General features: G+C 62.4%; 18 protein-coding genes. 9 read left to right on the forward strand and 9 right to left on the reverse strand.

Annotated features, from left to right (window positions below; all coding sequences use genetic code 11):
- Positions 1 to 81: 81 nt before the first annotated feature.
- Positions 82 to 585: an SH3 domain-containing protein gene (locus FB009_RS09990; RefSeq protein ID WP_050563409.1), complete on the reverse strand. Its 504-nt coding sequence runs from the start codon at positions 583 to 585 to the stop codon at positions 82 to 84.
- A gap of 251 nt (positions 586 to 836) precedes the next feature.
- On the opposite strand from FB009_RS09990, the gene FB009_RS09995 reads away from it, so the two are divergent.
- Positions 837 to 1,841, forward strand: a complete 1,005-nt coding sequence (locus FB009_RS09995; protein ID WP_024311306.1) for a 2-hydroxyacid dehydrogenase — start codon at positions 837 to 839, stop codon at positions 1,839 to 1,841.
- Between the two features lie 227 nt (positions 1,842 to 2,068).
- Here FB009_RS09995 and polA read toward each other — a convergent pair whose 3' ends face one another.
- Positions 2,069 to 5,083, reverse strand: a complete 3,015-nt coding sequence (gene polA / locus FB009_RS10000) for a DNA polymerase I (RefSeq protein ID WP_028054327.1) — start codon at positions 5,081 to 5,083, stop codon at positions 2,069 to 2,071.
- A gap of 453 nt (positions 5,084 to 5,536) precedes the next feature.
- On the opposite strand from polA, the gene FB009_RS10005 reads away from it, so the two are divergent.
- From FB009_RS10005 to FB009_RS10015, 3 genes are all read left to right on the forward strand, one after another.
- Positions 5,537 to 5,980 carry a MarR family winged helix-turn-helix transcriptional regulator gene (locus FB009_RS10005; RefSeq protein WP_012067584.1) on the forward strand — a complete coding sequence of 148 codons (444 nt, stop codon included), beginning with the start codon at positions 5,537 to 5,539 and terminating at the stop codon, positions 5,978 to 5,980.
- Between the two features lie 82 nt (positions 5,981 to 6,062).
- The gene (locus FB009_RS10010) at positions 6,063 to 7,454 is read left to right on the forward strand and encodes a M20/M25/M40 family metallo-hydrolase (protein ID WP_012067585.1); all 1,392 of its coding nucleotides are present in this window, start codon (positions 6,063 to 6,065) and stop codon (positions 7,452 to 7,454) included.
- A gap of 365 nt (positions 7,455 to 7,819) precedes the next feature.
- A complete protein-coding gene (locus FB009_RS10015; RefSeq protein WP_012067586.1) occupies positions 7,820 to 8,767 on the forward strand; it encodes a lysylphosphatidylglycerol synthase transmembrane domain-containing protein in 948 nt (315 codons plus the stop codon).
- A gap of 51 nt (positions 8,768 to 8,818) precedes the next feature.
- On the opposite strand, the gene FB009_RS10020 is transcribed toward FB009_RS10015, so the two are convergent.
- From FB009_RS10020 to FB009_RS10030, 3 genes are all read right to left on the reverse strand, one after another.
- A complete protein-coding gene (locus FB009_RS10020; RefSeq protein ID WP_012067587.1) occupies positions 8,819 to 9,310 on the reverse strand; it encodes a hypothetical protein in 492 nt (163 codons plus the stop codon).
- Positions 9,311 to 9,424: 114 nt separating this feature from the next.
- Entirely contained in the window at positions 9,425 to 10,312 is an 888-nt protein-coding gene (locus tag FB009_RS10025; protein ID WP_012067588.1) for a DMT family transporter, read from the reverse strand.
- A gap of 288 nt (positions 10,313 to 10,600) precedes the next feature.
- Complete coding sequence (locus FB009_RS10030; RefSeq protein ID WP_102045011.1) at positions 10,601 to 11,032, reverse strand: pyrimidine dimer DNA glycosylase/endonuclease V; 432 nt, start codon at positions 11,030 to 11,032, stop codon at positions 10,601 to 10,603.
- Positions 11,033 to 11,311: 279 nt separating this feature from the next.
- Here FB009_RS10030 and FB009_RS10035 point away from each other — a divergent pair, with 279 nt between their 5' ends.
- The 3 genes from FB009_RS10035 (at position 11,312) to dnaJ (ending at position 17,113) form a co-directional block, all read left to right on the forward strand.
- Positions 11,312 to 13,564 carry a transglycosylase domain-containing protein gene (locus tag FB009_RS10035; protein ID WP_012067590.1) on the forward strand — a complete coding sequence of 751 codons (2,253 nt, stop codon included), beginning with the start codon at positions 11,312 to 11,314 and terminating at the stop codon, positions 13,562 to 13,564.
- 232 nt (positions 13,565 to 13,796) lie between these two features.
- Positions 13,797 to 15,722 carry a molecular chaperone DnaK gene (gene dnaK / locus FB009_RS10040; RefSeq protein ID WP_012067591.1) on the forward strand — a complete coding sequence of 642 codons (1,926 nt, stop codon included), beginning with the start codon at positions 13,797 to 13,799 and terminating at the stop codon, positions 15,720 to 15,722.
- A gap of 263 nt (positions 15,723 to 15,985) precedes the next feature.
- Positions 15,986 to 17,113, forward strand: a complete 1,128-nt coding sequence (dnaJ, locus tag FB009_RS10045; RefSeq protein WP_012067592.1) for a molecular chaperone DnaJ — start codon at positions 15,986 to 15,988, stop codon at positions 17,111 to 17,113.
- Positions 17,114 to 17,286: 173 nt separating this feature from the next.
- Here dnaJ and FB009_RS10050 read toward each other — a convergent pair whose 3' ends face one another.
- From FB009_RS10050 to FB009_RS10065, 4 genes are all read right to left on the reverse strand, one after another.
- The gene (locus FB009_RS10050; protein WP_012067593.1) at positions 17,287 to 18,153 is read right to left on the reverse strand and encodes a DUF2182 domain-containing protein; all 867 of its coding nucleotides are present in this window, start codon (positions 18,151 to 18,153) and stop codon (positions 17,287 to 17,289) included.
- A 3-nt stretch (positions 18,154 to 18,156) separates the two neighbouring features.
- Positions 18,157 to 18,792 (reverse strand): DUF1326 domain-containing protein, encoded by a 636-nt coding sequence (locus FB009_RS10055; protein WP_012067594.1) that lies wholly within the window; start codon positions 18,790 to 18,792, stop codon positions 18,157 to 18,159.
- Positions 18,793 to 18,907: 115 nt separating this feature from the next.
- Positions 18,908 to 19,912 (reverse strand): inorganic phosphate transporter, encoded by a 1,005-nt coding sequence (locus FB009_RS10060; RefSeq protein ID WP_012067595.1) that lies wholly within the window; start codon positions 19,910 to 19,912, stop codon positions 18,908 to 18,910.
- Entirely contained in the window at positions 19,912 to 20,556 is a 645-nt protein-coding gene (locus tag FB009_RS10065; protein ID WP_012067596.1) for a DUF47 domain-containing protein, read from the reverse strand. Before FB009_RS10065 ends, FB009_RS10060 begins: the two co-directional genes overlap by 1 nt.
- A gap of 226 nt (positions 20,557 to 20,782) precedes the next feature.
- Here FB009_RS10065 and recF point away from each other — a divergent pair, with 226 nt between their 5' ends.
- Together recF and FB009_RS10075 are read left to right on the forward strand one after the other, a co-directional pair.
- Positions 20,783 to 21,907, forward strand: a complete 1,125-nt coding sequence (gene recF, locus FB009_RS10070) for a DNA replication/repair protein RecF (RefSeq protein WP_028054329.1) — start codon at positions 20,783 to 20,785, stop codon at positions 21,905 to 21,907.
- 39 nt (positions 21,908 to 21,946) lie between these two features.
- Positions 21,947 to 22,723 (forward strand): molybdopterin-synthase adenylyltransferase MoeB, encoded by a 777-nt coding sequence (locus FB009_RS10075; protein ID WP_186447664.1) that lies wholly within the window; start codon positions 21,947 to 21,949, stop codon positions 22,721 to 22,723.
- Positions 22,724 to 22,743 lie beyond the last annotated feature (20 nt).

Raw genomic sequence — 22,743 nt, forward strand, 5'->3', positions numbered from 1 at the left:
CACAAGGATCGTCATCTGACACAAGGTCAGATCGCGGCTGTGGCGTGGCTGATCGGGGTGCCGACCGCGATGGTTCGCGGCTTACTTGAAGGCCTCGCCCGGATAGGCCCCCCATATCTCGCTCTGGGCGATCCAGCCCTCGACGCCCTGTGTCTCGGCATGGCACCAGTCGCCGTTGCATTCGCCGATATGCAGCATCACGCCCGGTTCGATGCGGGCGACGATCGGCGCCGTCCCTTGCGGATCCCGGCGCATATTGACGAAAACACCTTCGCCTTTGCTGCGCATCCAGGGGGCTGCCATCGCCGTGCGGTCGCCGGAGAGGAGCGCCTGGTTCACCCAGCCTTCGGTACCGTCGGCGTCGCGGATGCGGCGCCAATTGTCATATTCCTGGATGATCTCGACGGGCACGCCGGACTTGAGATAGCGGAAGGCGACGGCGTAATCGACGCTGGGGCCGATGCGCAGGTTCACGCTTTTCGCCTTCAGGCTGACGAAACGGGGGAGGGGAAGCCCGCTCGGACCCTTCGCCGCCTGGGCATGGGCGGTGGAGGCCGTCAAAACCGCTCCAAGCAGGGCTGCCATGGTGAGGGCGGAAATTCTGGAAATGACGTGACGCATGACGAAGCTCATCTTCCGAACGTAAGCAGAACTTTTCTTAAGCCCTTTGGTGCTGACCGGCCAGCCGCTCGCAAATCCCCGCAGCTTTCAAATCCCGCATGGGGGCGGCGACTTTCAATTGTGTTCCCCACCGGGTCTGGTAGAAATTGCGGCTGTGGGGAGAACTATCACCCGACTTGGTTAAGGACCCGTCAACGGGGGCGCCGCTCATAGCAATGACAAGCAAGAAAAAGCCAACGGTCTACATCACCCGGAAACTGCCGGATGTCGTCGAAACAAGGATGCGCGAACTTTTCGATGCGGAATTGAACATCGATGACACGCCGCGCAGCCAACCGGAGCTGGTTGCCGCGCTCAAGCGCGCGGACGTGCTCGTGCCGACGGTGACGGATCGGATCGACGCCGCGCTGATCGAGCAGGCTGGGCCGCAACTGAAGCTCATTGCCGCCTTTTCGAATGGCGTCGACAACATCGATGTGGATGCAGCAGCGCGCAAGGGCATCACCGTTACCAATACGCCTAACGTTCTGACCGAGGACACGGCCGATATGACCATGGCGCTGATCCTCGCGGTGCCGCGCCGCCTTGCCGAGGGAGCGCAGGTGCTGACCGATCGCAAGGGCGAATGGGCGGGCTGGTCTCCAACCTGGATGCTCGGCCGGCGCATTGCCGGCAAGCGCATCGGCATCGTCGGCATGGGGCGCATCGGCACGGCCGTTGCCCGCCGCGCCAAGGCCTTCGGGCTTTCGATCCACTACCATAATCGCCATAGGGTCAAGCCGGAAACCGAGGAGATGCTGGAGGCGACCTATTGGGACAGCCTCGACCAGATGCTCGCCCGCGTCGATATCGTCTCCGTCAACTGCCCCTCGACCCCGGCGACCTATCATCTGCTCTCGGCCCGGCGGCTGGCGCTGATGCGGCCCGAGAGCTACATCGTCAACACCGCGCGCGGCGGCATTATCGACGAGACGGCGCTTATCAAGAGCCTTCGCGAAGGGAAGATCGCCGGTGCAGGGCTCGACGTTTTCGAGAACGAACCGTCCGTCAATCCGAAGCTCATCAAACTTGCCGGTGAGGGAAAGGTCGTGCTCCTGCCGCATATGAGCTCGGCGACGCTGGAAGGCCGTATCGACATGGGCGAGAAGGTGGTGATCAACATCCGCACCTTCTTCGACGGCCACCGTCCGCCCGACCGGGTGCTGCCGGGGCGGGATTGAACCTCTGCGCGTCTGATAAGGCGCGCGGCGCTGCAGGAAACGTATCGGAGCCCTGCAATCACTCCTCTTCTCCTCGCCTCTGCGCTTGTGTCACGGTGATCGAGTGGCGCCGCGCTTGCGGCGAGGGAAGAATTGTTTCAGCCCGAGGACTTGGTCTGGCCGGATTCCGGTGAAAAGCACGAGGTGAGGAAATCTAACAAGCCGCGGCGCGTCCAAATATCAAGAGCTTAATGCGCCTCGTCCCAATTGTGCGCCGCCCGCGCATCGACCTTCAACGGCACTCTCATATCGAGGGCGGGCATTGCGGCATTCTCCATCACGGACACGATGACGGGAATAGTCCGTTCGATCTCGCCCTCCTCCACCTCGAAGATCAGTTCGTCGTGAACCTGAAGGAGCATTCGCGCGGATAGCTTGGCGGCTTCGAGCGCGGGCTCCATCTTGACCATTGCGCGACGGATGATGTCGGCGGCCGATCCCTGGATCGGGGCGTTGATCGAGGCGCGTTCGTTGAAGGCGCGCATCGACGGGTTGGACGAACGAATGTCCGGGTAATGGGCACGGCGACCGAAGATCGTTTCGACATAGCCGTTCTCGCGGGCAAAGGTCTTGGTGTTTTCCATATAGTCGCGAATGCCGGGAAAGCGCTCGAAATATCGCTTGATGTAGTCCCCGGCCTCGGACCGCTCGATGGAAAGCTGGTTGGCAAGGCCGAAGGCGGAAATACCGTAGATGATGCCGAAGTTGATCGCCTTGGCGCGGCGGCGGATTTCGCCAGGCATGCCGTCGACCGGCACGCCGAACATTTCGGAAGCGGTCATCGCATGGATGTCGACGCCATCCGCAAACGCCTGGCGCAGCTGCGGGATGTCGGCGACATGGGCAAGCACCCGGAGTTCGATCTGGCTGTAGTCCGCCGAGACCAGCTTGTGTCCCGGCGTGGCCACGAAGGCAGTGCGGATCTTGCGACCCTCGCCAGTCCGTATCGGAATGTTCTGCAGGTTCGGGTCGGACGAGGAAAGCCGTCCGGTTGTCGTCGCGGCCAGTGCAAAACAGGTGTGAACGCGCTTGGTTTCCGGGTGCACGAAGCCGGGGAGAGCGTCGGTATAGGTCGATTTGAGCTTGGTCAGCTGCCGCCAGTCGACGATCTTGCGGGGCAGGTCGTGTCCAGCGGCCGCAAGGTCCTCGAGAACCTGCGCGGAGGTCGACCATTGCCCGGTCTTGGTTTTGGAACCGCCCGGAAGGCCCAACTTGCCGAAGAGAATGTCGCCAAGCTGCTTCGGCGAGCCGATGGTGAAGGTTTCGCCGGCAAGGCGATATATCTCGTCTTCCAGCGCCGCCGCTCCCTGCGCCAGTTCGCCGGAGAGGCGCGATAGGATCTGCCTGTCGACGGGGATGCCGCGTTCCTCCATTCCGGCAAGCACCGAAATCAGCGGCCGCTCCAGCCGCTCGTAGACACGCGTCAGACCCCTGGCAGTAAGGCGGGGCTTCAGCACATGCCAAAGCCTCAGCGCAATATCCGCATCTTCCGCCGAGTAGGCCGCTGCCTTGTCGATATCGACGAAGTCGATGGTGAGCGACGACCTGCCACTGCCGGTGATGCCCTTGGAGGCGATCGGCGTGTGGCCAAGCCATCGCTCGGCGAGCGACTCCATGCCGTGGGCTCCGTTGCCGGCATCGAGCACATAGGATATCAGCATCGTGTCGTCGAAGCCCTGCATGGTAACCCCATGGCGCTTCATCACCAGATAGCCGTATTTCAGGTTCTGTGCGACTTTGAGGATGGACGGGTCCTCCAGCAACTCCTTTAGCCGGCTCAGCGCCTCGCGAGCCGGGATCTGGTTGTCGATGTGTCCGCCTCCCAGCAGATCGCCGGTGCCGTTCTTGTGCGCGAGCGGCACATAGGCAGCCCGGATCCTCGAGCCCGACGGGTCGTTCGCGTAATCGGCTATCGCCAGCGAAAAGCCGACGAGATCGGCGCGCATGGCGTCGGACGATGTCGCCTGGGTGCCGAAACCGACAAGCCCGGCCTCGCGCGCGTCGGCGATCCAGCGTTCGAGCGATGCGAGATCGCGTATGGTGATATAGGCGGAATGGTCGAAAGGAGCGCTGGCGAAATAGGCGGCACGCGCCTCGGCAAGGTCGGCCGGCGTTGCGCCGGTCGCATCGGCATCCTGGCCGGGGGAGAGGAATGAAACCGCAGCCCTTGCCGCATTTCCGCGCGGCGGCGCCGCGCTTGAGGATTGCGGCGACGGCGGAGGTCCGCCAGCCTCTCCGACGTCGAGATCCGGTCCATGCGCCTCGGTTCCCCATTCAACCGGAACATGAGCGGGCTCTATCGATTCGGCGTCCGTGTCCGTCGCCGCCGCGACGCGGCGCGTGAGCGTTGTGAATTCCATCGCCTTCAGAAAGGCGATGAGCTTCGGGCCATCCTGAGAATCGAGCATGAAGTCGTCGAGCGGCACGTCGAGCGGCGTGTCTTTCTTCAGCGTCACGAGCTCACGCGAAAGGCGCGCCAGATCGGCATTGGCGATGATGGACTCGCGCCGCTTCTGCTGTTTGATCTCGCCAGCCCGTGCAAGCAGCGTGTCGAGATCGCCATACTCCTCGAGGAGTTGGGCCGCGGTCTTTGGTCCTATCCCTGGGATTCCAGGCACGTTGTCGGTCGAATCGCCGGTCATCGCCTGGAGATCGATCATCTTTTCCGGCGGCACGCCCCATTTTTCGATTACGTCCGGAACGGTGATCTGCTTGTCCTTCATGCTGTCATACATCGACACCTTCGGCGTGACGAGCTGCATGAGGTCCTTGTCCGACGAGACGATGGTCACGTCGGCGCCTGCCTCTTCGGCAAGCCGCGCATAGGTCGCAATGAGGTCGTCCGCCTCGTAGCCTTCCTTCTCGATGCAGGGCAGATTGAATGCGCGGGTGGCATGGCGGATCAGCCCGAACTGTGGGATCAGGTCTTCCGGCGGGGCGGTCCTATTCGCCTTGTACTGGTCGTAGAGCCCGTTGCGGAAAGTCTTGGAGGAATAATCGAAGATCACCGCGAAATGCGTCGGCGTCACGCCCACGGAGGTATCGCGCGCGTCGGTCAACAGCTTCCAGAGCATGTTGCAGAAACCTGCCACCGCATTCACCGGAAGTCCGTCCGACTTGCGGTTGAGCGGGGGGATGGCGTGGAACGCCCGGAAGATGAAGCCCGAGCCGTCGACGAGGAAGAGATGATCACCGTTTTTCATGCGGCCATGGATAGCGCGAGGCAAAGGAAAGGTCCATTGCGCTTTTCCGTTTGCCGCACGACTTAACAGGATGGCGCAGGAGGCTCCGGACACTCACGCAAACGTTACGCATTTGTAATGCGCGATTCAGTCTGCCAATCCTTGAAATGCCACATTTGGCACCACAAATCATGTCGAGCGGCAGTCATAAAATGCCGTGTGTCTGGTGATTGGCCTGTCCCCCGCCCGCACCAGATAAGGACAAAGGCCTCATCCCCCTCTCCGGGCCTTTGTCCCGCTTTCAAAAAAACCGTCACGGCGCCGCCTCCGCGCCGTGACGGTTTTTTATTGCCGGTAACAGCGCGCAGGGGCGGCTACCAGCGCGATCTCAAATCCCCGTGAACTCGGCACAGATAGGCTTCATCGCAAGCATTGTAACTTGTCATCGCGCCCCTTCCCGCGTAGGCATAAGGCATGGCCTTCAATCGTATGGAATCTGCGACTTATCTGGCCAGCCTGTTGGCGAGAGGCTTCTCGCGCGCCCTGCAGGAGCGCGGCCAGAAGCTCGGCTTCGCTCCCGGGCAGTTCCCGGTTCTCCTGGAATTATGGTCTGAGGAAGGGCTGACGCAAAGACAGCTTCTCGACAGGCTCGACATCGAGCAGGCAACCATGGCCAATACGCTTGCGCGCATGGAGCGTGATGGCCTTATCATCCGCCGCAAGCATCCGAACGACAAGCGCTCGCAACAGATATTCCTGACGGATCGAGCCCGCAAGATGGAGACGGCTGCGAAGGAGGCCGCAGCGGCGGCGGAGCAGTCGTTGCTGTCCGGCTTTCACCGCTTCGAGAAGGAGCTGATGCTCGAATATATGCGCATGGCCCTCGCAAACTCGGCCCGCCAGGGGGAGACTTCCTGACGCGTGGCCCACCGGCAATTTAACCGGTTACGGTTTAAGCAAACATGCATTAGTTTTGCCGCGAAACCATACAAGGATTCGCATGATGGCAGATATCACCCCGGTTCTCGAGCGCGCCGACGCCAATCTCCCGGCTAGCCTCAATCGGCTCTTCGACCTCGTTCGCATCAAGTCCATTTCCACCGATCTTGCCTTCAAGGCTGAGTGCCGCAAGGCGGCCGAATGGTTGGTGGCGGAGCTCGAAACTCTTGGATTCGAGGCCTCGCTGCGCGACACGCCTGGCCATCCGATGGTCGTAGCACACCACACAGCCGAGAAGGCGGACGCTCCGCACCTGCTCTTCTACGGCCATTACGATGTGCAGCCGGTCGATCCCCTCAATCTCTGGGAGGCGCCGCCCTTCGAGCCCTCCATCAAGGAGATCGAGCCCGGGCGCAAGGTCATCACCGGCCGGGGCACGGCCGACGATAAGGGCCAGTTGATGACTTTCGTCGAAGCGGTGCGGGCCTATAAGGAAACCCGTGCTGCGCTGCCCTGCCGCATCACCATCCTCTTCGAGGGCGAGGAGGAATCCGGCTCTCCGTCGCTCAAGCCCTTCCTGGAAGCCAATGCCGGGGAACTCAAGGCCGACTACGCGCTCGTCTGCGACACCAGTATGTGGGACCGGGAGACGCCCGCGATTTCGGCCGGCCTGCGCGGCCTTGTCGGCGAGGAGGTCACGATCAGGGCGGCGGATCGCGACCTGCACTCCGGCTATTTCGGCGGTGCGGCCGCCAACCCGATCCACATTCTGTCCGGAATTCTTGCCGGTCTTCACGACGAGACCGGCCGCGTGACCCTCGAGGGTTTCTATGATGGCGTCGAGGAGACGCCGCCCGCGATCAAGGCTGCGTGGGAAACGCTCGGGCAGTCCGCCGAGAAATTTCTCGGCGAGATCGGCCTCTCGATTCCCTCGGGTGAAAAGGGCCGCTCCGTGCTCGAACTCACCTGGGCGCGGCCGACGGCGGAGGTCAACGGTATCGCCGGGGGCTACACCGGCGAAGGTTTCAAAACGGTGATCGCCGCCGAAGCCTCCGCGAAGGTATCGTTCCGTCTCGTCGGAAAGCAGGACCCGGACAGGATACGCGAGAGCTTCCGCGCCTATGTTCGCTCGAAGATCCCGGATGACTGCTCCGTCGAGTTTCAACCGCACGGTGGTTCGCCGGCTATCCAGCTGCCCTATGATTCGGCGCTTCTGACGACAGCGAAAACAGCACTTTCGGATGAGTGGCCGAAGCCTGCCGTAGTCATTGGCATGGGCGGCTCCATTCCGATCGTCGGCGATTTCCAGCGCATGCTCGGCATGGAATCGCTGCTCGTCGGCTTCGGCCTTTCCGACGACCGCATCCACTCGCCGAACGAGAAGTACGAACTGGCGTCCTTCCACAAGGGCATCCGCTCTTGGATACGCATCCTCGACGCAATCGGCGCCTGACGAACAGCCTTCGGCGCCGTGGGCGTTATCACAGGGATGAGAGCCCTGCAGCGTCTGCGGCGCGGAGTCGACAATTCGCGCCGGCGGGTCGTATAACCGGCCGACTTTGCTTGACCTGCCAGCCGTGGGATGCTTCCCTTTTCGAAAACGATTAAAGTGGGAAACGGGCTGTTGGCAATTGCTGGGATCGGGACGCCGCGTTCCGGACATGGTTCTTTCAATAGACAGGATGGGCATCGTTACTGCGGTAGACCTGCGGGGTGGCCGGCATGCCCACAAACGGCTGCTGCCGTCGGGCATTTGCGCCGCAAGGCTCCTACCTTCGTGATTAGATTTCCGAGAGGGAATCACGCAGAAGCGCCGGCATGAATCGGTTCAAAGCATATTTCTGGCCCATTGTCGGGCTTATGGCCATCGTGATTTCGGTGCGCGCCCTTATCGATGAACTACGCGGCCTGTCGCTCAACGAATTCCTGGCAAGCTTCCAGGCCATATCGCTTGAAAGCTGGCTGCTCGCAATCGGTTCGACGCTTCTGGCCTATGCGGCTCTTGCCGCTTACGACAAGCTGGCGCTCGACCACCTCGGCCATCGAATCTCGCTCTGGTTCATCACGCTCTGCTCGTTCACCACCTATGCATTGTCGCATAATCTCGGCGCCTCGGTTTTTTCCGGCGCCGTGGTGCGTTATCGCGCCTACCGGTCGAAAGGCCTGACGGCCGGAGAGGTGGGCGTTCTCGTTGCCTTCTGCTCCTTCACCTTCACGCTCGGCACGCTGGTGCTCTCGGCAATCGTTCTGATTCTGAAGCCCAACATAATCGAGAGATTTTCGGAGTTCCTGCCGCTCGAAATGTCGTTGACGACAGGCGGGCTCATTCTGGCGCTCATAGCGCTTTACGTGCTCGGCAGCCTGGTCGGGCTCAGACCTCTGCACACACGCTGGTTCCAGCTGCACTATCCGCGGCCCTCCATCGTGCTGAGGCAGTTGATCATCGGCCCTCTGGAGCTTCTGGGTGCTGCCGGCATCATCTATTTCGCGCTGCCGGAAGCCGGCAATCCCGGCTACGTCGTCATTCTCGGCATTTTCCTGGCATCCTTTTCCGCCGCGCTTCTCTCCCATGCGCCCGGCGGACTCGGCGTGCTCGAACTCGTCTTCATCGCTGCGCTTCCGGAAATGGATCCGGCCGACGTTCTGGCTGCACTGGCAATTTTCCGGCTGCTCTATCTCCTCATCCCCTTCGTTATGGCTCTGGTTGTTATCCTCGCCTTCGAGCATTCCCGCTTTGTGGAGGAGCGGAGCGAGAAGGAGCCATAGCGAAGGGACGCGAGATGCGAGCGGAAAACCGCATCTCAGGCGCCTGGAAATTCAAGGAATGTTGCAGGTGGCGGGGAGCGCCTTCTCTATCGGCCCTTCGACCTTGTCGAGCCGGGCCGTCTCGATCTGGTAGGGGGTAAAGGGCGGAACCTGCAGTGACGGATTGATGATCCTCGTGACGTAGCAGCCGGAGAAGAAGTGGATCTTACTGCCTTCCTCGACGGATTTGATCGCGACGGGCACCGCCGAATAGATGCTGCCTGCAGCGCCTTCCGTCGTTACCTTGCCGATCTTCACCTCGACGGACGCCGTTTTCGCGTAACCTTCGGCAAAGGCCTTGAACTCGCCAACCGGCTTCGCTGCACCGAAATAGCCGTAGGCTCTGGCATATTCCTTGCGATTGATTGCATTGTAGAGCGAGCGGACCAGCGTCCCGCCATCGGATCGGTCGTCGACATAGGCTATGGCTTCCTGCGCCCCGACGGTGGTGACCTGCGTCGTGAGCGCCGCAAGGACGAACAGGGCTGTGTGGCGTAACCTCATGATCTCTCCTCTCGAACGGACAGTTCCGCTTTTTGCGAACGGCATCGGAGTTTGAAGGCGCACCCTCGGGGCTTGTATCGGCGAGGATCCCGACGATTTTGAGTCGGGAAAGCCTTACTGCGGCGGCAGTCCGGATTTTCGCCGGCTGACGACATGTTCGCGCCAGATGGTGAAGATGCCGGCGGCAACCACCAGCACCGAACCGAAGACCATGTTCGTCGTCAGCGTCTCGCCGAAGATCGTCACGCCCATGACCGAGGCGAAGACGAGCTGCAGGTAGGTCAGCGGCTGGACCGCGGCCGCATCGAGCATGTCATAGGCGCGGATCAGAAAATAATGGCTCGACGTGCCGGTGATGCAGAGCAGCACCATCCAGACCCAGTCCGTGCCGGAAAGCGTTGCCCAGAAGAAGGGGCCGACGAGAGTGATCGCGAAGGCGCCGACGACGCCGGTATAGAAGAAGCTGGTCACCGCAGAGTCGCCGCGGCTGGCAAGCCTGGTGGTGATGACATAGAAGGCGAACATCACCGCCGCCGCCAGCGGCAGCAGAAAATTCACGTTGAACGAGCCGTCTTCCGGCCGAAGGATCAGGAGAACGCCGAGAAGACCAACGGAAATCGCCGACCAGCGCCGCCATCCCACCCGTTCGCCGAGCAGCGGCATCGACAGAAGCGCCACGAAGAGCGGCGTGGCTGCGAGGATCGCCTGCGACTGCGCCAGCCCGACGATGGTGAATGACGTGATCACCAGGACGATCTGCACCGGCAGCAGCACGCCGCGCAGGAGCTGAATGAGCGGTTTTTTCGTCACCATTGTCGCGGCAAACCCGCCCGGTGCCCGCGCCGCGAGCACCGCGGCAAAGCCGGCAAAGGCCCAATAGCGGATCATCGCGACGAAGACGGGCGGATAGAGAGCAGCCAGATGCTTCGAGATGCCGTCCTGCATCGCGAAGATGACGATCGCCAGCAGCGTGAAGACGTAACCGTTTGCCTTGGGTGTCATAGGGTATCTGTTACACGCGCTTTGCCGCCGCAACCATGGCCTTTTTGCATTCGGCGGCAGATTCGAGGCGCCGGGTTGCGGAGTGCCTGATACAGAAAGACCCCGAGCCGGGAGGAGGTGGCTCGGGGTCTTAAACCTGATCGGTTCTGGGAGGAGGAGTGAACCGATCGAATGCCGGGCGCCGTGGGAGGAGGTACAGCGCTTCGACAAGGAGGAGAATAAATCATTTTCGCTGAGGTAATAGTGCGAATGTTGCATTGCAGCATTGCGCCGGACGCAAGACGGCGTTCAGCCCTCTGCCCCTGGCAGGTCCCCAGCCGGCGCGGTGGTGATCCGCAGAGCCGCCTGGCTTACCCGTTCGCTGATGCGCTCCCGGTTGAGAGCCATCGCGTCCGGCGTCGGCTCCCATTCATTGCACCATTCCGGGGGAATCCCCTCGAGCAACCCGTTCGGATCCAGGAATGACGGCATATAGCCACGGCGCTGCATTTCCGCGATCAGCGCGGCCTGGCGCGCAGCCAGATAGCCGAGGCGGCTGTAGAAGAAGCGGACATGCCCCTTGCCGAGGGTATAGAACTCCGGATTGCGGCGGTCGTTCGGCTCCTCGCCGCGGGCGATTGCCCCGCGGACAAGCGCAAAGATGCGCGGCAGCTCGCGATATTCGGCGACGAGATGCGGGCCGCTCAGCTCCGAGGGCGGAATGCAATTGATTCTGGTCAAGCCTGGCACCCGATCGTGGACTGATGACTGCACCATAATAGTCGCGGCAGAGCGCGCAAGGGTCTCGACGCGACGACAGGTCCGATGATGCAAGGTTTTGAACAATCTGCCTTTTTCGCAAGAGAGCTCTTAACTTCCCCTTAAATTGCCGCATTTAGAGTACAACGGATCGGCACCAGCGGACGGGGCGGAGCCTCCCGCACGACAACGGCCCAGCCGGGAGCAGCTTGCGAGCGATGTTCACCCCGGTTCGGCCCTAAATGGGTATTTCCTTCCGGCATGGCGAGCGGCAAATCAGGACAGCGGATCGAGCCTTCCTTCGGCGGTAACGACGACGGCGGCGAGCTGCGGGTCGACGCGAGCGATCGCGTGGCGGGCGGCGGACGCAAGCCGAAGCGCGCCAAGCCGCCCGAACGCGGCGCCAAGGGAGAAAAACGCGCCAGGCGTGCCGGCGGGCGCGGCTCCGGCAAAAGCGGTTCCGGCGGGTTCTTCGGCCTCGCCCGGCGGTTCGCCTATTGGTGCGTCGTGCTCGGCATATGGGGTGCGATCGGCGTCGGCGGGCTCGTGCTCTATTACGGAGCGCGCATGCCGAGCGCGACGAGCTGGTCGATCCCAGAGCGGCCGCCCAACGTCAAGATTGTCGCTGCCAATGGCGAGATCATCGCCAACAGGGGCGCGACAGGCGGAGAGGCTGTCGCGCTCGAAGACATGTCGCCCTATATCCCTCAGGCGGTGATCGCCATCGAGGACCGCCGATTCCATTCGCATTTCGGCGTTGACCCGCTGGGGCTGGCGCGCGCCATGCTCACGAACGTCATGAGCGGCCGCATGGTCCAGGGCGGCTCCACGCTCACCCAGCAGCTTGCCAAAAACCTGTTCCTCTCGCCGGAGCGCACGCTCGAGCGAAAGGTGCAGGAGGTGCTGCTCGCTTTCTGGCTGGAGCAGAAATACACCAAGGACCAGATCCTGGCGATGTATCTCAACCGCGTCTTCTTCGGGTCGAACGCCTATGGCGTCGAGGCGGCTTCGCGGCGCTACTTCAACAAGTCGGCGCGCGACGTCAATCTCGGCGAGGCGGCATTGCTCGCGGGCCTTCTGAAAGCCCCTTCACGGCTGTCGCCGGCCCGGAACCCCGAAGCAGCGGAGGAGCGCGCGCAGCTCGTGCTTGGCGCCATGCGTGAGGAAGGCTTCATCAACGATGCCGAGATCAAGACGGCGATGTCGCAGGCGCCGACCCGGGCAAAGAGCTTCTGGTCCGGCGCCGAACACTACGTCGCGGATATGGTTATGGACCAGCTCCCCGGCATGATCGGCGAAGTTACACAAGACCTCGTCATCGACACGACCATCGACCTTGCGCTCGAGAAGAGGGCCGAAGAGATTCTCGCCGAAAGGCTTGAGACGGAGGGCGGCAAGGTCAACGCCTCGCAGGCGGCGCTCGTCTCCCTCGACGGCACCGGTGCCATCCGGGCACTGGTTGGCGGCAGGGACTATGCCGAAAGCCAGTTCGATCGCGCCTCCAAGGCCAAGCGGCAGCCAGGATCGGCCTTCAAGCCTTTCGTCTATGCAGCGGCACTCGAGATCGGCCGCACGCCGATGTCCGTTCGCAACGACGTGCCTGTCAGGATCGGCAACTGGACGCCTGAAAACTATGACCAGAAATATCGAGGCGAGGTGACGCTCGCCGATGCGCTCGCCAATTCGCTGAACACCATCGCCGCCCAGCTGGTGATGGAGGTCGGGCCGCAAAACGTGGTCAAGCTCGCGCACCGCCTCGGCATCGATTCCGAGATGCAGGCCAATGCATCGATCGCGCTCGGCACGTCGGAAGTGACGCTGGTGGAGCTGACGTCCTCCTATGCGCCTTTCATGAATGGCGGCTACAAGGCGACGCCGCACGTTATCCGGCGCATCTCTACCGCCGACGGCACCGTGCTTTACGAGAACACCTACGACAATCCGCCCCGGGTGCTCGATCCGGCGGTCGTCAGCGAGATGAACCGGATGATGGTGCGCGTGCTGACTGACGGCACCGGCAAGAATGCACGTCTGCCGGGCTGGGAGGCAGCGGGAAAGACCGGAACGACGCAATCATTCCGCGACGCGCTCTTCGTCGGCTACACCTCCAGCCTCGCGACCGGTATCTGGTTCGGCAATGACGACGGCAAGTTCATGAAGAAGGTCACCGGCGGCGGCCTTCCCGCCCGTGCCTGGCATGATTTCATGACGGCGGCGCATGAGGGCCTCTCGCCCTCGCCGCTCTTCGGCACGACGGGCGTACAGCCGGTTTTCGACCAAGGCATCGCGGCTGCGGAGGAGATGCCGGTTGACGGTTTCGATACCGGTAGCCCGGATGTTTTTCCTGAGCGCCCGGCAGGTATGGATGGCATGGAAAGCATGGACGGCATGGCCGCCGCCGATCAGATCCGGCCGGCAGAACAGGCGGGAGGGCCGATTCCGCCGGCGGGCGTCGGCGAGACCACCGGAGGCACCCGCCGCACGACGCTTTTCGATCTGCTGACCGGAGGCTGAGGCAGCCGTCTGCGATGGCAGCCGGCGCGCGTCGGGCGTTTGCGAAAATGCGGCTTGCATTTGCCGCTGATAGCCCCGCAGAATGCCTTGCAGTCCGAAACGCCGGTCCTTATATACGCCGCATCGCCGCAGCCACGGCTGCGAAGAGACAAGATGCAAAGACCATCCCGTTAGGGGCTGTCCCACGAATGCCTGACCGGGTTCCGACAGTCCGCTGCAAGGAGAGAACGACATGGCTAAAGTTATTGGTATTGACCTGGGAACGACCAACTCCTGCGTCTCCGTCATGGACGGAAAGGACGCGAAGGTAATCGAGAACGCCGAGGGCGCGCGCACGACCCCCTCGATGGTGGCATTCACCGAAGACGGCGAACGTCTCGTCGGACAGCCGGCCAAGCGCCAGGCCGTGACCAATCCCGAGAACACGCTTTTTGCGATCAAGCGCCTGATCGGCCGCACCTTCGAGGATCCGACGACCCAGAAGGACAAGGGGATGGTCCCCTATAAGATCGTCAAGGCCGATAATGGCGACGCCTGGGTCGAAGCCCATGACAAGAGCTATTCTCCCTCGCAGATTTCCGCGATGATCCTTCAGAAAATGAAGGAAACGGCCGAGTCCTATCTCGGTGAAAAGGTTGAGAAAGCGGTTATCACCGTTCCGGCCTACTTCAACGACGCCCAACGACAGGCCACCAAGGACGCCGGCAAGATCGCCGGCCTGGACGTGTTGCGCATCATCAACGAGCCGACCGCGGCCGCGCTTGCCTATGGCCTCGACAAGAAGGAAGGCAAGACGATCGCCGTTTACGACCTTGGCGGCGGCACCTTCGATATTTCGGTTCTCGAAATCGGCGACGGCGTCTTTGAAGTGAAGTCGACCAATGGCGACACCTTCCTTGGCGGCGAAGACTTCGACATGCGTCTGGTCGAATATCTTGCATCCGAGTTCAAGAAGGAGCAGGGAATCGACCTGAAGAACGATAAGCTCGCTTTGCAGCGCCTGAAGGAAGCTGCCGAAAAGGCGAAGATCGAGCTTTCGTCCTCGCAGCAGACCGAAATCAACCTGCCGTTCATCACCGCGGACGCTTCCGGTCCGAAGCACCTGACGATGAAGCTGTCACGCGCCAAATTCGAGAGCCTCGTCGACGACCTGATCCAGAAGACCATCGCGCCGTGCAAGGCCGCGCTCAAGGATGCAGGCGTTTCGGCTGCCGAGATCGACGAAGTCGTTCTCGTCGGCGGCATGACCCGCATGCCGAAGGTCCAGGAAACGGTGAAGCAACTTTTCGGCAAGGAGCCACATAAGGGCGTCAACCCGGATGAGGTCGTCGCCATGGGCGCCGCCATCCAGGCCGGCGTTCTGCAGGGCGACGTCAAGGACGTGCTGCTGCTGGACGTTACCCCGCTCTCGCTCGGCATCGAAACGCTGGGCGGCGTCTTCACCCGCCTGATCGAGCGCAACACCACGATCCCGACCAAGAAGAGCCAGGTCTTCTCGACGGCCGACGACAACCAGTCCGCCGTGACGATCCGCGTTTCCCAGGGCGAACGTGAAATGGCGGCCGACAACAAGCTGCTCGGCCAGTTCGATCTCGTCGGCATTCCGCCGGCGCCTCGCGGCGTGCCGCAGATCGAAGTCACCTTCGACATCGATGCGAACGGCATCGTGCAGGTGTCTGCCAAGGACAAGGGCACGGGCAAGGAGCACCAGATCCGCATTCAGGCCTCTGGTGGTCTTTCCGACGCCGAGATCGAGAAGATGGTCAAGGATGCCGAGGCCAATGCGGAAGCCGACAAGAAGCGCCGCGAAGGCGTAGAGGCCAAGAACCAGGCCGAAAGCCTGGTTCATTCCTCGGAGAAATCGCTACAGGAACATGGCGACAAGGTTTCCGAGACGGACCGGAAGGCCATCGAGGATGCGATTGCAGCGCTGAAGAGCGCCGTCGAAGCTTCCGAGCCGGACGCCGAGGACATCAAGGCCAAGACCAATACGCTCATGGAAGTCTCCATGAAGCTCGGTCAGGCGATCTATGAGGCTCAGCAGACGGAATCCGCCCATGCTGATGCCGCCGCCGACGCTAAGCGCTCCGGGGACGACGTGGTCGACGCCGACTACGAGGAAGTCAAGGACGAGGACGACCGTAAGCGGTCGGCGTAAAAGACTTCGCGTTTCGTCGAACAGGCCCGGGAGCGATCCCGGGCTTTTTCATAGGTGGCTCAAGGCTGCCGGGAAGAACTGCCGGCGGGCGGAGGAAAGTGGCCGCAAAACCGCCATTTTCCGACAAAAAACCGCTTCCGTTCCGGTTTGGCTATGGTATCGCGCTTAAAGGTTTACTAAATCCTGTGGCAAGATAATCAGGCAGCCGTCGGATTCCTCGCGCTGGCAAGCCCTGTCGCTGACAACAGGACGATCTTTGAAGCATGAAACGTGATCTTTACGAAACGCTTGGCGTTCAGAAAAGCGCGGACGAAAAGGAGCTGAAGAGCGCCTTTCGCAAGCTCGCGATGAAATATCATCCGGACAGGAATCCCGGAGACAATGAAGCGGAAAAGTCATTCAAGGAAATCAACGAAGCCTACGAGACGCTGAAGGATCCGCAGAAACGCGCGGCCTATGACCGCTATGGCCATGCGGCCTTCGAGCAGGGCGGCATGGGCAACGGCTTCGCCGGTGGTGGCGCGCACGGCTTCTCCGATATTTTCGAGGACATCTTCGGCGAGATGATGGGTGGCCGGCAGCGCCGCTCGTCCGGTGGACGCGAGCGCGGCGCGGACCTGCGTTACAACATGGAAATCTCGCTCGAGGAGGCCTATTCCGGCAAGACGGCGCAGATCCGCGTGCCTACGTCGATCACCTGCGACGTCTGCACCGGTACGGGCGCCAAGCCGGGGACCAGCCCGAAGACCTGCGGCACCTGCCAAGGCACCGGCCGCGTCCGCGCCGCCCAAGGCTTCTTCTCGATCGAGCGAACCTGCCCGACCTGCGGCGGCCGCGGACAGACGATCACCGACCCGTGCACCAAGTGCCATGGTCAGGGCCGCGTCGTGGAGGAGCGGACGCTCTCGGTCAACATTCCGGCCGGTATCGAGGACGGCACGCGCATCCGGCTTTCCGGCGAGGGCGAGGCTGGCCTTCGCGGCGGCCCGGCTGGCGACCTCTACATCTTTCTCTCGGTCAAGCCGCACGAATTCTACCAGCGTGACGGCGCGGATCTCTACTGCGCCGTGCCGATCTCGATGACGACGGCAACGCTCGGCGGCAAGTTCGACGTCACGACGCTCGACGGAACCAAATCTCGCGTCACGGTGCCTGAAGGCACACAGGCCGGCAAGCAGTTCCGCCTCAAGGGCAAGGGCATGCCGGTGCTGCGTTCCAGCCAGATGGGCGATCTCTATATTCAGATCCAGATCGAGACACCGCAGAAGCTCACGAAGCGGCAACGTGAGTTGCTGCAGGAGTTCGAGCAGATCTCCTCCAAGGAGAACAATCCCGAATCGGCAGGCTTCTTCTCCCGCATGAAGGGTTTCTTCGACACGTTGAGCGAGTAGGGCAGTCTCTCAGCCTGCCCGCACATCCCAGTCCTATCACCATTTACGGAGGAACTTGGGAGGGTTTCCGTGCCCGTTCGCTTTTTCGATCGGGCGGTGAGGTGGGTTCAGGTGGCGCCGCGAGTCCCCTTCGCCCCGCTTGCGGCAGTCGGCCGTGCAGCGCACCCGTCCGCCTATATTGCCGCCGCAGCCAATTGCCAGCCACCTAACGCCAGGAGCACGGTGCCCGCGAGGCGGGAGAGGGTCCGGTTCGGGAAAAACACCTTTTCTGCCAGCACGAATATGGCAATGGCTGCAATCCAAAGCACATTCATGATGCCGCCGACGAAAAGAAGCGCCATCAGCGCCCAGCAGCAGCCGACGCAATAAAGCCCATGGCGAAAGCCAAGTCTCGTGGCTCCCCCGGGGTCCCGGCGGAAACCGCCGTTGCGATGCAGGAACACGATAGGCGTCTGGCACTGGCTGAGGCAGGCATCCTTGAGCGGCGTCCACTGGTAAAGACCTGCAGTCACCAGTACCACGCCGCTGAAGACGCCACTGGCGCTTGCCAGCGCCGGCGTCAGCAAGGTCCCCTCCAGGAGCCACTGTCCGAGCGTTGCAACGAGCGCAAACCCCGCCCAGGCCAGGAGATAGCCCCCGGCAAAGAAACCTGTCGCGGCGAAAGGCTTGTCCTCCTTTCGGCTTTGCCGGCCGACCCGGGCATAGAGCAGGATCATCGGCGTTGCCGAAGGCAGCATCATGCCGACCATCATAACGGTCCACATGGTGAAGGTGACGCCAGCTTCGATAAAGCTCCAGGGACGCGGCGAGATGCCCAAAACGGCGTCGAGCGGATCGGTCCCGCCGTGCCCCATCCCGTCCATTTTCAGGGCGGGGTTCATCTCCATGCCCGACCCGGACACGCTCATGCCGTCTGTATCCATGGCTGCGGCCAGCCAAAGAGTGTAGATCCAGGCGATCACCGCCAATGCGGCGATAGATGCTGCCACGATCGCGCGGTCCCGTCGCAGCAGGCTTTCGAGCGCGGTTCCGGCCGGCATGGGTCAGTGAACCACGCCGCTTCCGGTTATGTGCAGGCTGGCGAAATGGGCGTGAGAATCGGCGAGTGAGAGTGCGAGCGGTCCGCTTGTCTCGGCCCAGCCGCGCCCGACCTCGCAATGGTCATATTCGAAGCCGTTCGGAAGGTTGATGCGGGCGCGATGCTGTTCTCCCGTGACCGGATTGACGATGGGCTCGCCGCGGGCTTCGATCCAGCCGGGTATGTTGACGCGTGCCGCGCGCCCTTGGACGTCGATCTCGAAATCGATCGGCGCGAAAACCGGATCATGAAAGGTCTCGAAAGTCGTCGCGAAGACCTGGAAGAAGGTGGCGCCGGGCTCGGTATCCTGACCGCTCATGATCCGCAGCAGCGCCTCCCGCTGCTCGTCCGAGGCGCGTTCGTCGATAATGGGAACCACAGCACCCCTGCCCTCGTGAATCGCACCGGGCCAGGAGATGATCATGCCGCACCTCAGGCCGTCGAGCCGGGTGTCGCCATGGTTTCCCTCATCGATATCGATCAGGCCGATCGCGCTGCAATGCCCCTCGGTCGGCAGGGCATTGAACTGGCACGGGCAGCCATAGGCGCAGTTGCAATGGATGAATTCCCGACCCTTGATCGTCCACTCGACGTCCGTCATCGTCTCCTCCCCAGATACGATGGAGTTCATTTTCCTTCGGATGCGATTCTATTAGGTGGTGAAAATATACTCCCTACCGCCGGCGATGCCAACGGGCCACCTGACGAAGGAAGGATCAGCCGACCAGACCGACGGCGAAATAGCAAAGGGCGGAGATCAGGGCGGCGGCGGGAAGCGTAATCACCCAGGCGACGACGATGTTGCCGGCAAGGCCCCAGCGCACCGCCGACACGCGCCGCGCCGCGCCGACGCCGATGATCGCGCCGGTGATCGTGTGGGTTGTCGAGACCGGAATTCCGAGCCAGGTCGCGGCGAACAGGGTAATGGCACCGCCCGTCTCGGCGCAGAAACCCTGCATCGGATTGAGCTTGGTTATCTTCGAGCCCATCGTGTGTACGATCCTCCAGCCGCCGAAGAGCGTGCCGAGTGCGATCGCCGCCTGGCAGGTGATGACCACCCAGAAAGGCACGTAGAAATCCGAACCGAGATAGCCTTGCGAGAAAAGAAGCACGGCAATGATGCCCATGGTTTTCTGTGCATCATTGCCGCCGTGGCCGAGCGAGTAAAATGAAGCGGAAACGAACTGCAGCACCCGGAAGGTGCTGTCGACGGCGAAAGGTGTCTGGCGAACGAAGAGCCAGGAGACGATCAGCACCAGGAGCAGCGCCAGAACGAAGCCGATTCCCGGCGACATGACGATGGCCCCGGCCGTCTTCAGGAGGCCCTGCCAGACGATCGAACTGAAGCCCGTCTTGGCGAGGCCGGCGCCGACGAGGCCGCCGATCAGAGCGTGTGAGGAACTCGACGGAATTCCGAAAATCCAGGTAACGATGTTCCAGATGATCGCGCCCATCAAGGCCGCGAAAATGACCTGTGGCGTAACGATACCCGGATCGATGATGCCGGTGCCAAGCGTTTCGGCAACGTGAAGCCCGAAGAAGAGGAAGGCGATGAAGTTGAAGAACGCCGCCCATAAGACGGCATATTGCGGCCGGAGCACGCGGGTCGAAACGATGGTCGCGATCGAATTGGCCGCGTCGTGCAATCCGTTGAGGAAATCGAAGAACAGCGCGACGGCGATGAGCCCCACAAGCAGGGGGAAGGCGAGCGTCGCATCCATCAGACGTTCTCGATCACGATGCCGCTGATTTCGTTTGCAACGTCCTCAAAGCGGTCGACGACCTTTTCCAGTTCGCCATAGATCTCGCTGCCGATGATATAGGCCATCGGGTTGGAAGCGCCGTGGCGCTGGAAGAGATCCTTCAGACCCTGCTCGTGCAACTCGTCGGAGCGGCCCTCGACGCGCGTTACCTCCTCGGCGATGGTGCTGAGGCGCTGGGCGTTGGCACCGATACGGTTGAGGAGCGGAATGGCCTCGGCGACGAGATGGGCGGCCTCGACGACCGCAGCGCCCATGGCCTGCATGCCGGGGTCGAAGCTCTTCTGTTCGTAAAGCCGTATGGTCTTCACCGTCTTGTGCATCATGTCGATGGCGTCGTCCATCGATTGAATGAGATCCTTGATGTCACCGCGGTCGAAGGGCGTGATGAAGCTGCGGCGCACCGCGAGAAGGACCGCGCGGGTGATGTCGTCGGCCTCGTTCTCGAGCGTGACGATCCGTTCGCAATGGCTCTCGATGTCCGGTCCGCCGGCGAGCAGCGCATTCAATGATTCCGCTGCACTCATGACGGTGCGCGAATGTTCGGCGAAGAGGTCGAAGAAACGATCTTCCCGGGGGAGGAGCTTGCGAAACAGGCCGAGCATCACCAATCCATCCAACTGTCGATTGTCACGCAGTTGTCATATTGTACTTGCACGCTCGGGGAAAGTTCCGATGCGGTCGAAAATAACGGCTTTCCCACAGCGGATTGGGCGCAAACGGGCCGTGCGATCCGCTACACGCACAAGGGCGGTCAGCGCCGGATGCCCTTCCGCTTGCCTTGAGGCTGCTTTCGTCCTACCTGACAGCAACGTCGAATTCGGACCCGCAATGCCCCACAAGGTCTTTCTCACACGCCTGAAACTGAGCGATTTCCGCAACTATGCAACGGCGGCGCTCGACCTCGACCAGCGCCATGTGGTGCTGACCGGCGAGAACGGCGCTGGCAAGACCAACCTGATGGAGGCGATCTCTTTTCTGTCTCCCGGGCGAGGCTTGAGGCGCGCTGCGTATGCCGATGTCGTCCGCGTCGGCGCCGCTGACGGCTTCTCGGTCTTCGCCGCTGTCGATGGGATGGAGGGGCCGGTGGAGATCGGCACGGGGACTCAGGGATCCGAGGAGGGTCATTCGCGCCGCCTCAGAATCAACGGCACTGCGGCGCGCACCGTCGACGAACTCAACGACCACCTCCGGGTGCTCTGGCTGACCCCCGCGATGGATGGCCTTTTTACCGGCCCTTCCGCCGACCGCAGGCGCTTTCTCGACCGGCTGGTGCTTTCGCTCGATCCCGAGCACGGCCGCCGCGCCAGCGAGTTCGACCGCGCCATGCGCAGCCGCAACAGGCTTCTTTCGGAGTTCCGCCCCGATCCCGCCTGGGTATCGGCCATCGAACGCGAAATGGCCGGCCTCGGCATTTCCATGGCGCTTGCCCGCCAGGAGATGCTCGGCCTGCTTTCCGCTCTCGTCGACCGTAGCAGGACCGACGGGACCTTTCCGTCCGCACGTCTTTCGCTTGCCGGCTTCCTCGATGACTGCGCCGGTATTCCGGCCTTTGAACTCGAAGAGCGCTATCTCGCAATGCTCGCTGATGGCCGGGCGCGCGATGCCGCCGCCGGCCGCACGCTCGACGGGCCGCACCGCAGTGATCTCCTGATCCGCCACCGGGAAAAGGACATCGAAGCCGAGCGTTGCTCGACCGGCGAACAGAAGGCGCTGCTCGTCGGCCTGGTGCTCGCGCATGCACGCCTCGTCGGCGACATGACGGGCCACGCCCCGGTGCTGCTGCTCGACGAAATCGCCGCCCATCTCGACCAGGGACGCCGTGCCGCCCTCTTCGACCTCGTCGATGGGCTCGGCGGCCAGGCCTTCATGACGGGCACCGACCAAACCATGTTCGAGGCGCTCGGGGAGCGCGCGCATTATCTGGCCGTTGCAAACGGCCGCGTTTCAGGATGACATGGAGCGAGCGCCGTCCTCACAGGATAACGAAATGAGATGGAGACGCATATGACGACGGGTGCGACACTCGCTCCTTCGGAGATTACGCGCTATGCACGCCACATCGTGCTGCCGGAAATCGGCGGCCCCGGGCAGCAGAAGCTCAAAGCGGCGCGCGTGCTCGTCATCGGCGCGGGCGGTCTAGGCGCGCCGGTGCTGCAGTATCTTGCGGCCGCCGGCGTGGGTACGCTGGGGATCGTCGACGACGATGTCGTCTCGTTGTCGAACCTTCAGCGGCAGGTCATCCACGCCACCGAGGATATCGGCCGGGCCAAGGTCGAGAGCGCTGCCGCGGCGATCGACGCTCTAAACCCGCATGTGAAGGTAATAACGCACGCGCTGAGGCTCGGTGCCGAAAACGCCAGGGAACTCTTCGATGCATATGATCTCGTCGTCGACGGATCGGACAATTTCGACACGCGCTATCTCGCCGCCGATACAGCCGAGGCCGCAGCCGTGGCGCTCGTCACCGGCGCCGTCGGCCGCTTCGACGGCTCCGTCACGGTGCTGAAGCCCTACGAGACCGACGCGGACGGGCATCCGAACCCCTCCTATCGCGACCTCTTCCCGGAGCCGCCGCCGCCCGGCGCAGTGCCAAGCTGCGCCGAAGCCGGTGTTCTCGGCGCGCTCACCGGCGTCATCGGCACATTGCAGGCGATGGAGGCGATCAAGCTTGTCACCGGCATTGGCGAGCCGCTGATCGGCCGGCTGCTGCTTTACGATGCGCTTGCCGCGCAGTTCAACACGATCCGCTACCGGCGCGGTAAGCGTTGAGGTTTGATGCGCGTGGCGTC

The organism is Sinorhizobium medicae, from assembly GCF_007827695.1.
In the GTDB taxonomy this organism is placed as follows: domain Bacteria; phylum Pseudomonadota; class Alphaproteobacteria; order Rhizobiales; family Rhizobiaceae; genus Sinorhizobium; species Sinorhizobium medicae.

Bases quoted from the DNA above. Each gene is read 5' to 3' on its own strand.
- FB009_RS09990 (WP_050563409.1), bottom strand. From the start codon at position 585: ATGGCAGCCCTGCTTGGAGCGGTTTTGACGGCCTCCACCGCCCATGCC.
- FB009_RS09995 (WP_024311306.1), top strand. From the start codon at position 837: ATGACAAGCAAGAAAAAGCCAACGGTCTACATCACCCGGAAACTGCCG.
- polA (WP_028054327.1), bottom strand. From the start codon at position 5,083: ATGAAAAACGGTGATCATCTCTTCCTCGTCGACGGCTCGGGCTTCATC.
- FB009_RS10005 (WP_012067584.1), top strand. From the start codon at position 5,537: ATGGCCTTCAATCGTATGGAATCTGCGACTTATCTGGCCAGCCTGTTG.
- FB009_RS10010 (WP_012067585.1), top strand. From the start codon at position 6,063: ATGATGGCAGATATCACCCCGGTTCTCGAGCGCGCCGACGCCAATCTC.
- FB009_RS10015 (WP_012067586.1), top strand. From the start codon at position 7,820: ATGAATCGGTTCAAAGCATATTTCTGGCCCATTGTCGGGCTTATGGCC.
- FB009_RS10020 (WP_012067587.1), bottom strand. From the start codon at position 9,310: ATGAGGTTACGCCACACAGCCCTGTTCGTCCTTGCGGCGCTCACGACG.
- FB009_RS10025 (WP_012067588.1), bottom strand. From the start codon at position 10,312: ATGACACCCAAGGCAAACGGTTACGTCTTCACGCTGCTGGCGATCGTC.
- FB009_RS10035 (WP_012067590.1), top strand. From the start codon at position 11,312: ATGGCGAGCGGCAAATCAGGACAGCGGATCGAGCCTTCCTTCGGCGGT.
- dnaK (WP_012067591.1), top strand. From the start codon at position 13,797: ATGGCTAAAGTTATTGGTATTGACCTGGGAACGACCAACTCCTGCGTC.
- dnaJ (WP_012067592.1), top strand. From the start codon at position 15,986: ATGAAACGTGATCTTTACGAAACGCTTGGCGTTCAGAAAAGCGCGGAC.
- FB009_RS10050 (WP_012067593.1), bottom strand. From the start codon at position 18,153: ATGCCGGCCGGAACCGCGCTCGAAAGCCTGCTGCGACGGGACCGCGCG.
- FB009_RS10055 (WP_012067594.1), bottom strand. From the start codon at position 18,792: ATGACGGACGTCGAGTGGACGATCAAGGGTCGGGAATTCATCCATTGC.
- FB009_RS10060 (WP_012067595.1), bottom strand. From the start codon at position 19,912: ATGGATGCGACGCTCGCCTTCCCCCTGCTTGTGGGGCTCATCGCCGTC.
- FB009_RS10065 (WP_012067596.1), bottom strand. From the start codon at position 20,556: ATGCTCGGCCTGTTTCGCAAGCTCCTCCCCCGGGAAGATCGTTTCTTC.
- recF (WP_028054329.1), top strand. From the start codon at position 20,783: ATGCCCCACAAGGTCTTTCTCACACGCCTGAAACTGAGCGATTTCCGC.
- FB009_RS10075 (WP_186447664.1), top strand. From the start codon at position 21,947: ATGGAGACGCATATGACGACGGGTGCGACACTCGCTCCTTCGGAGATT.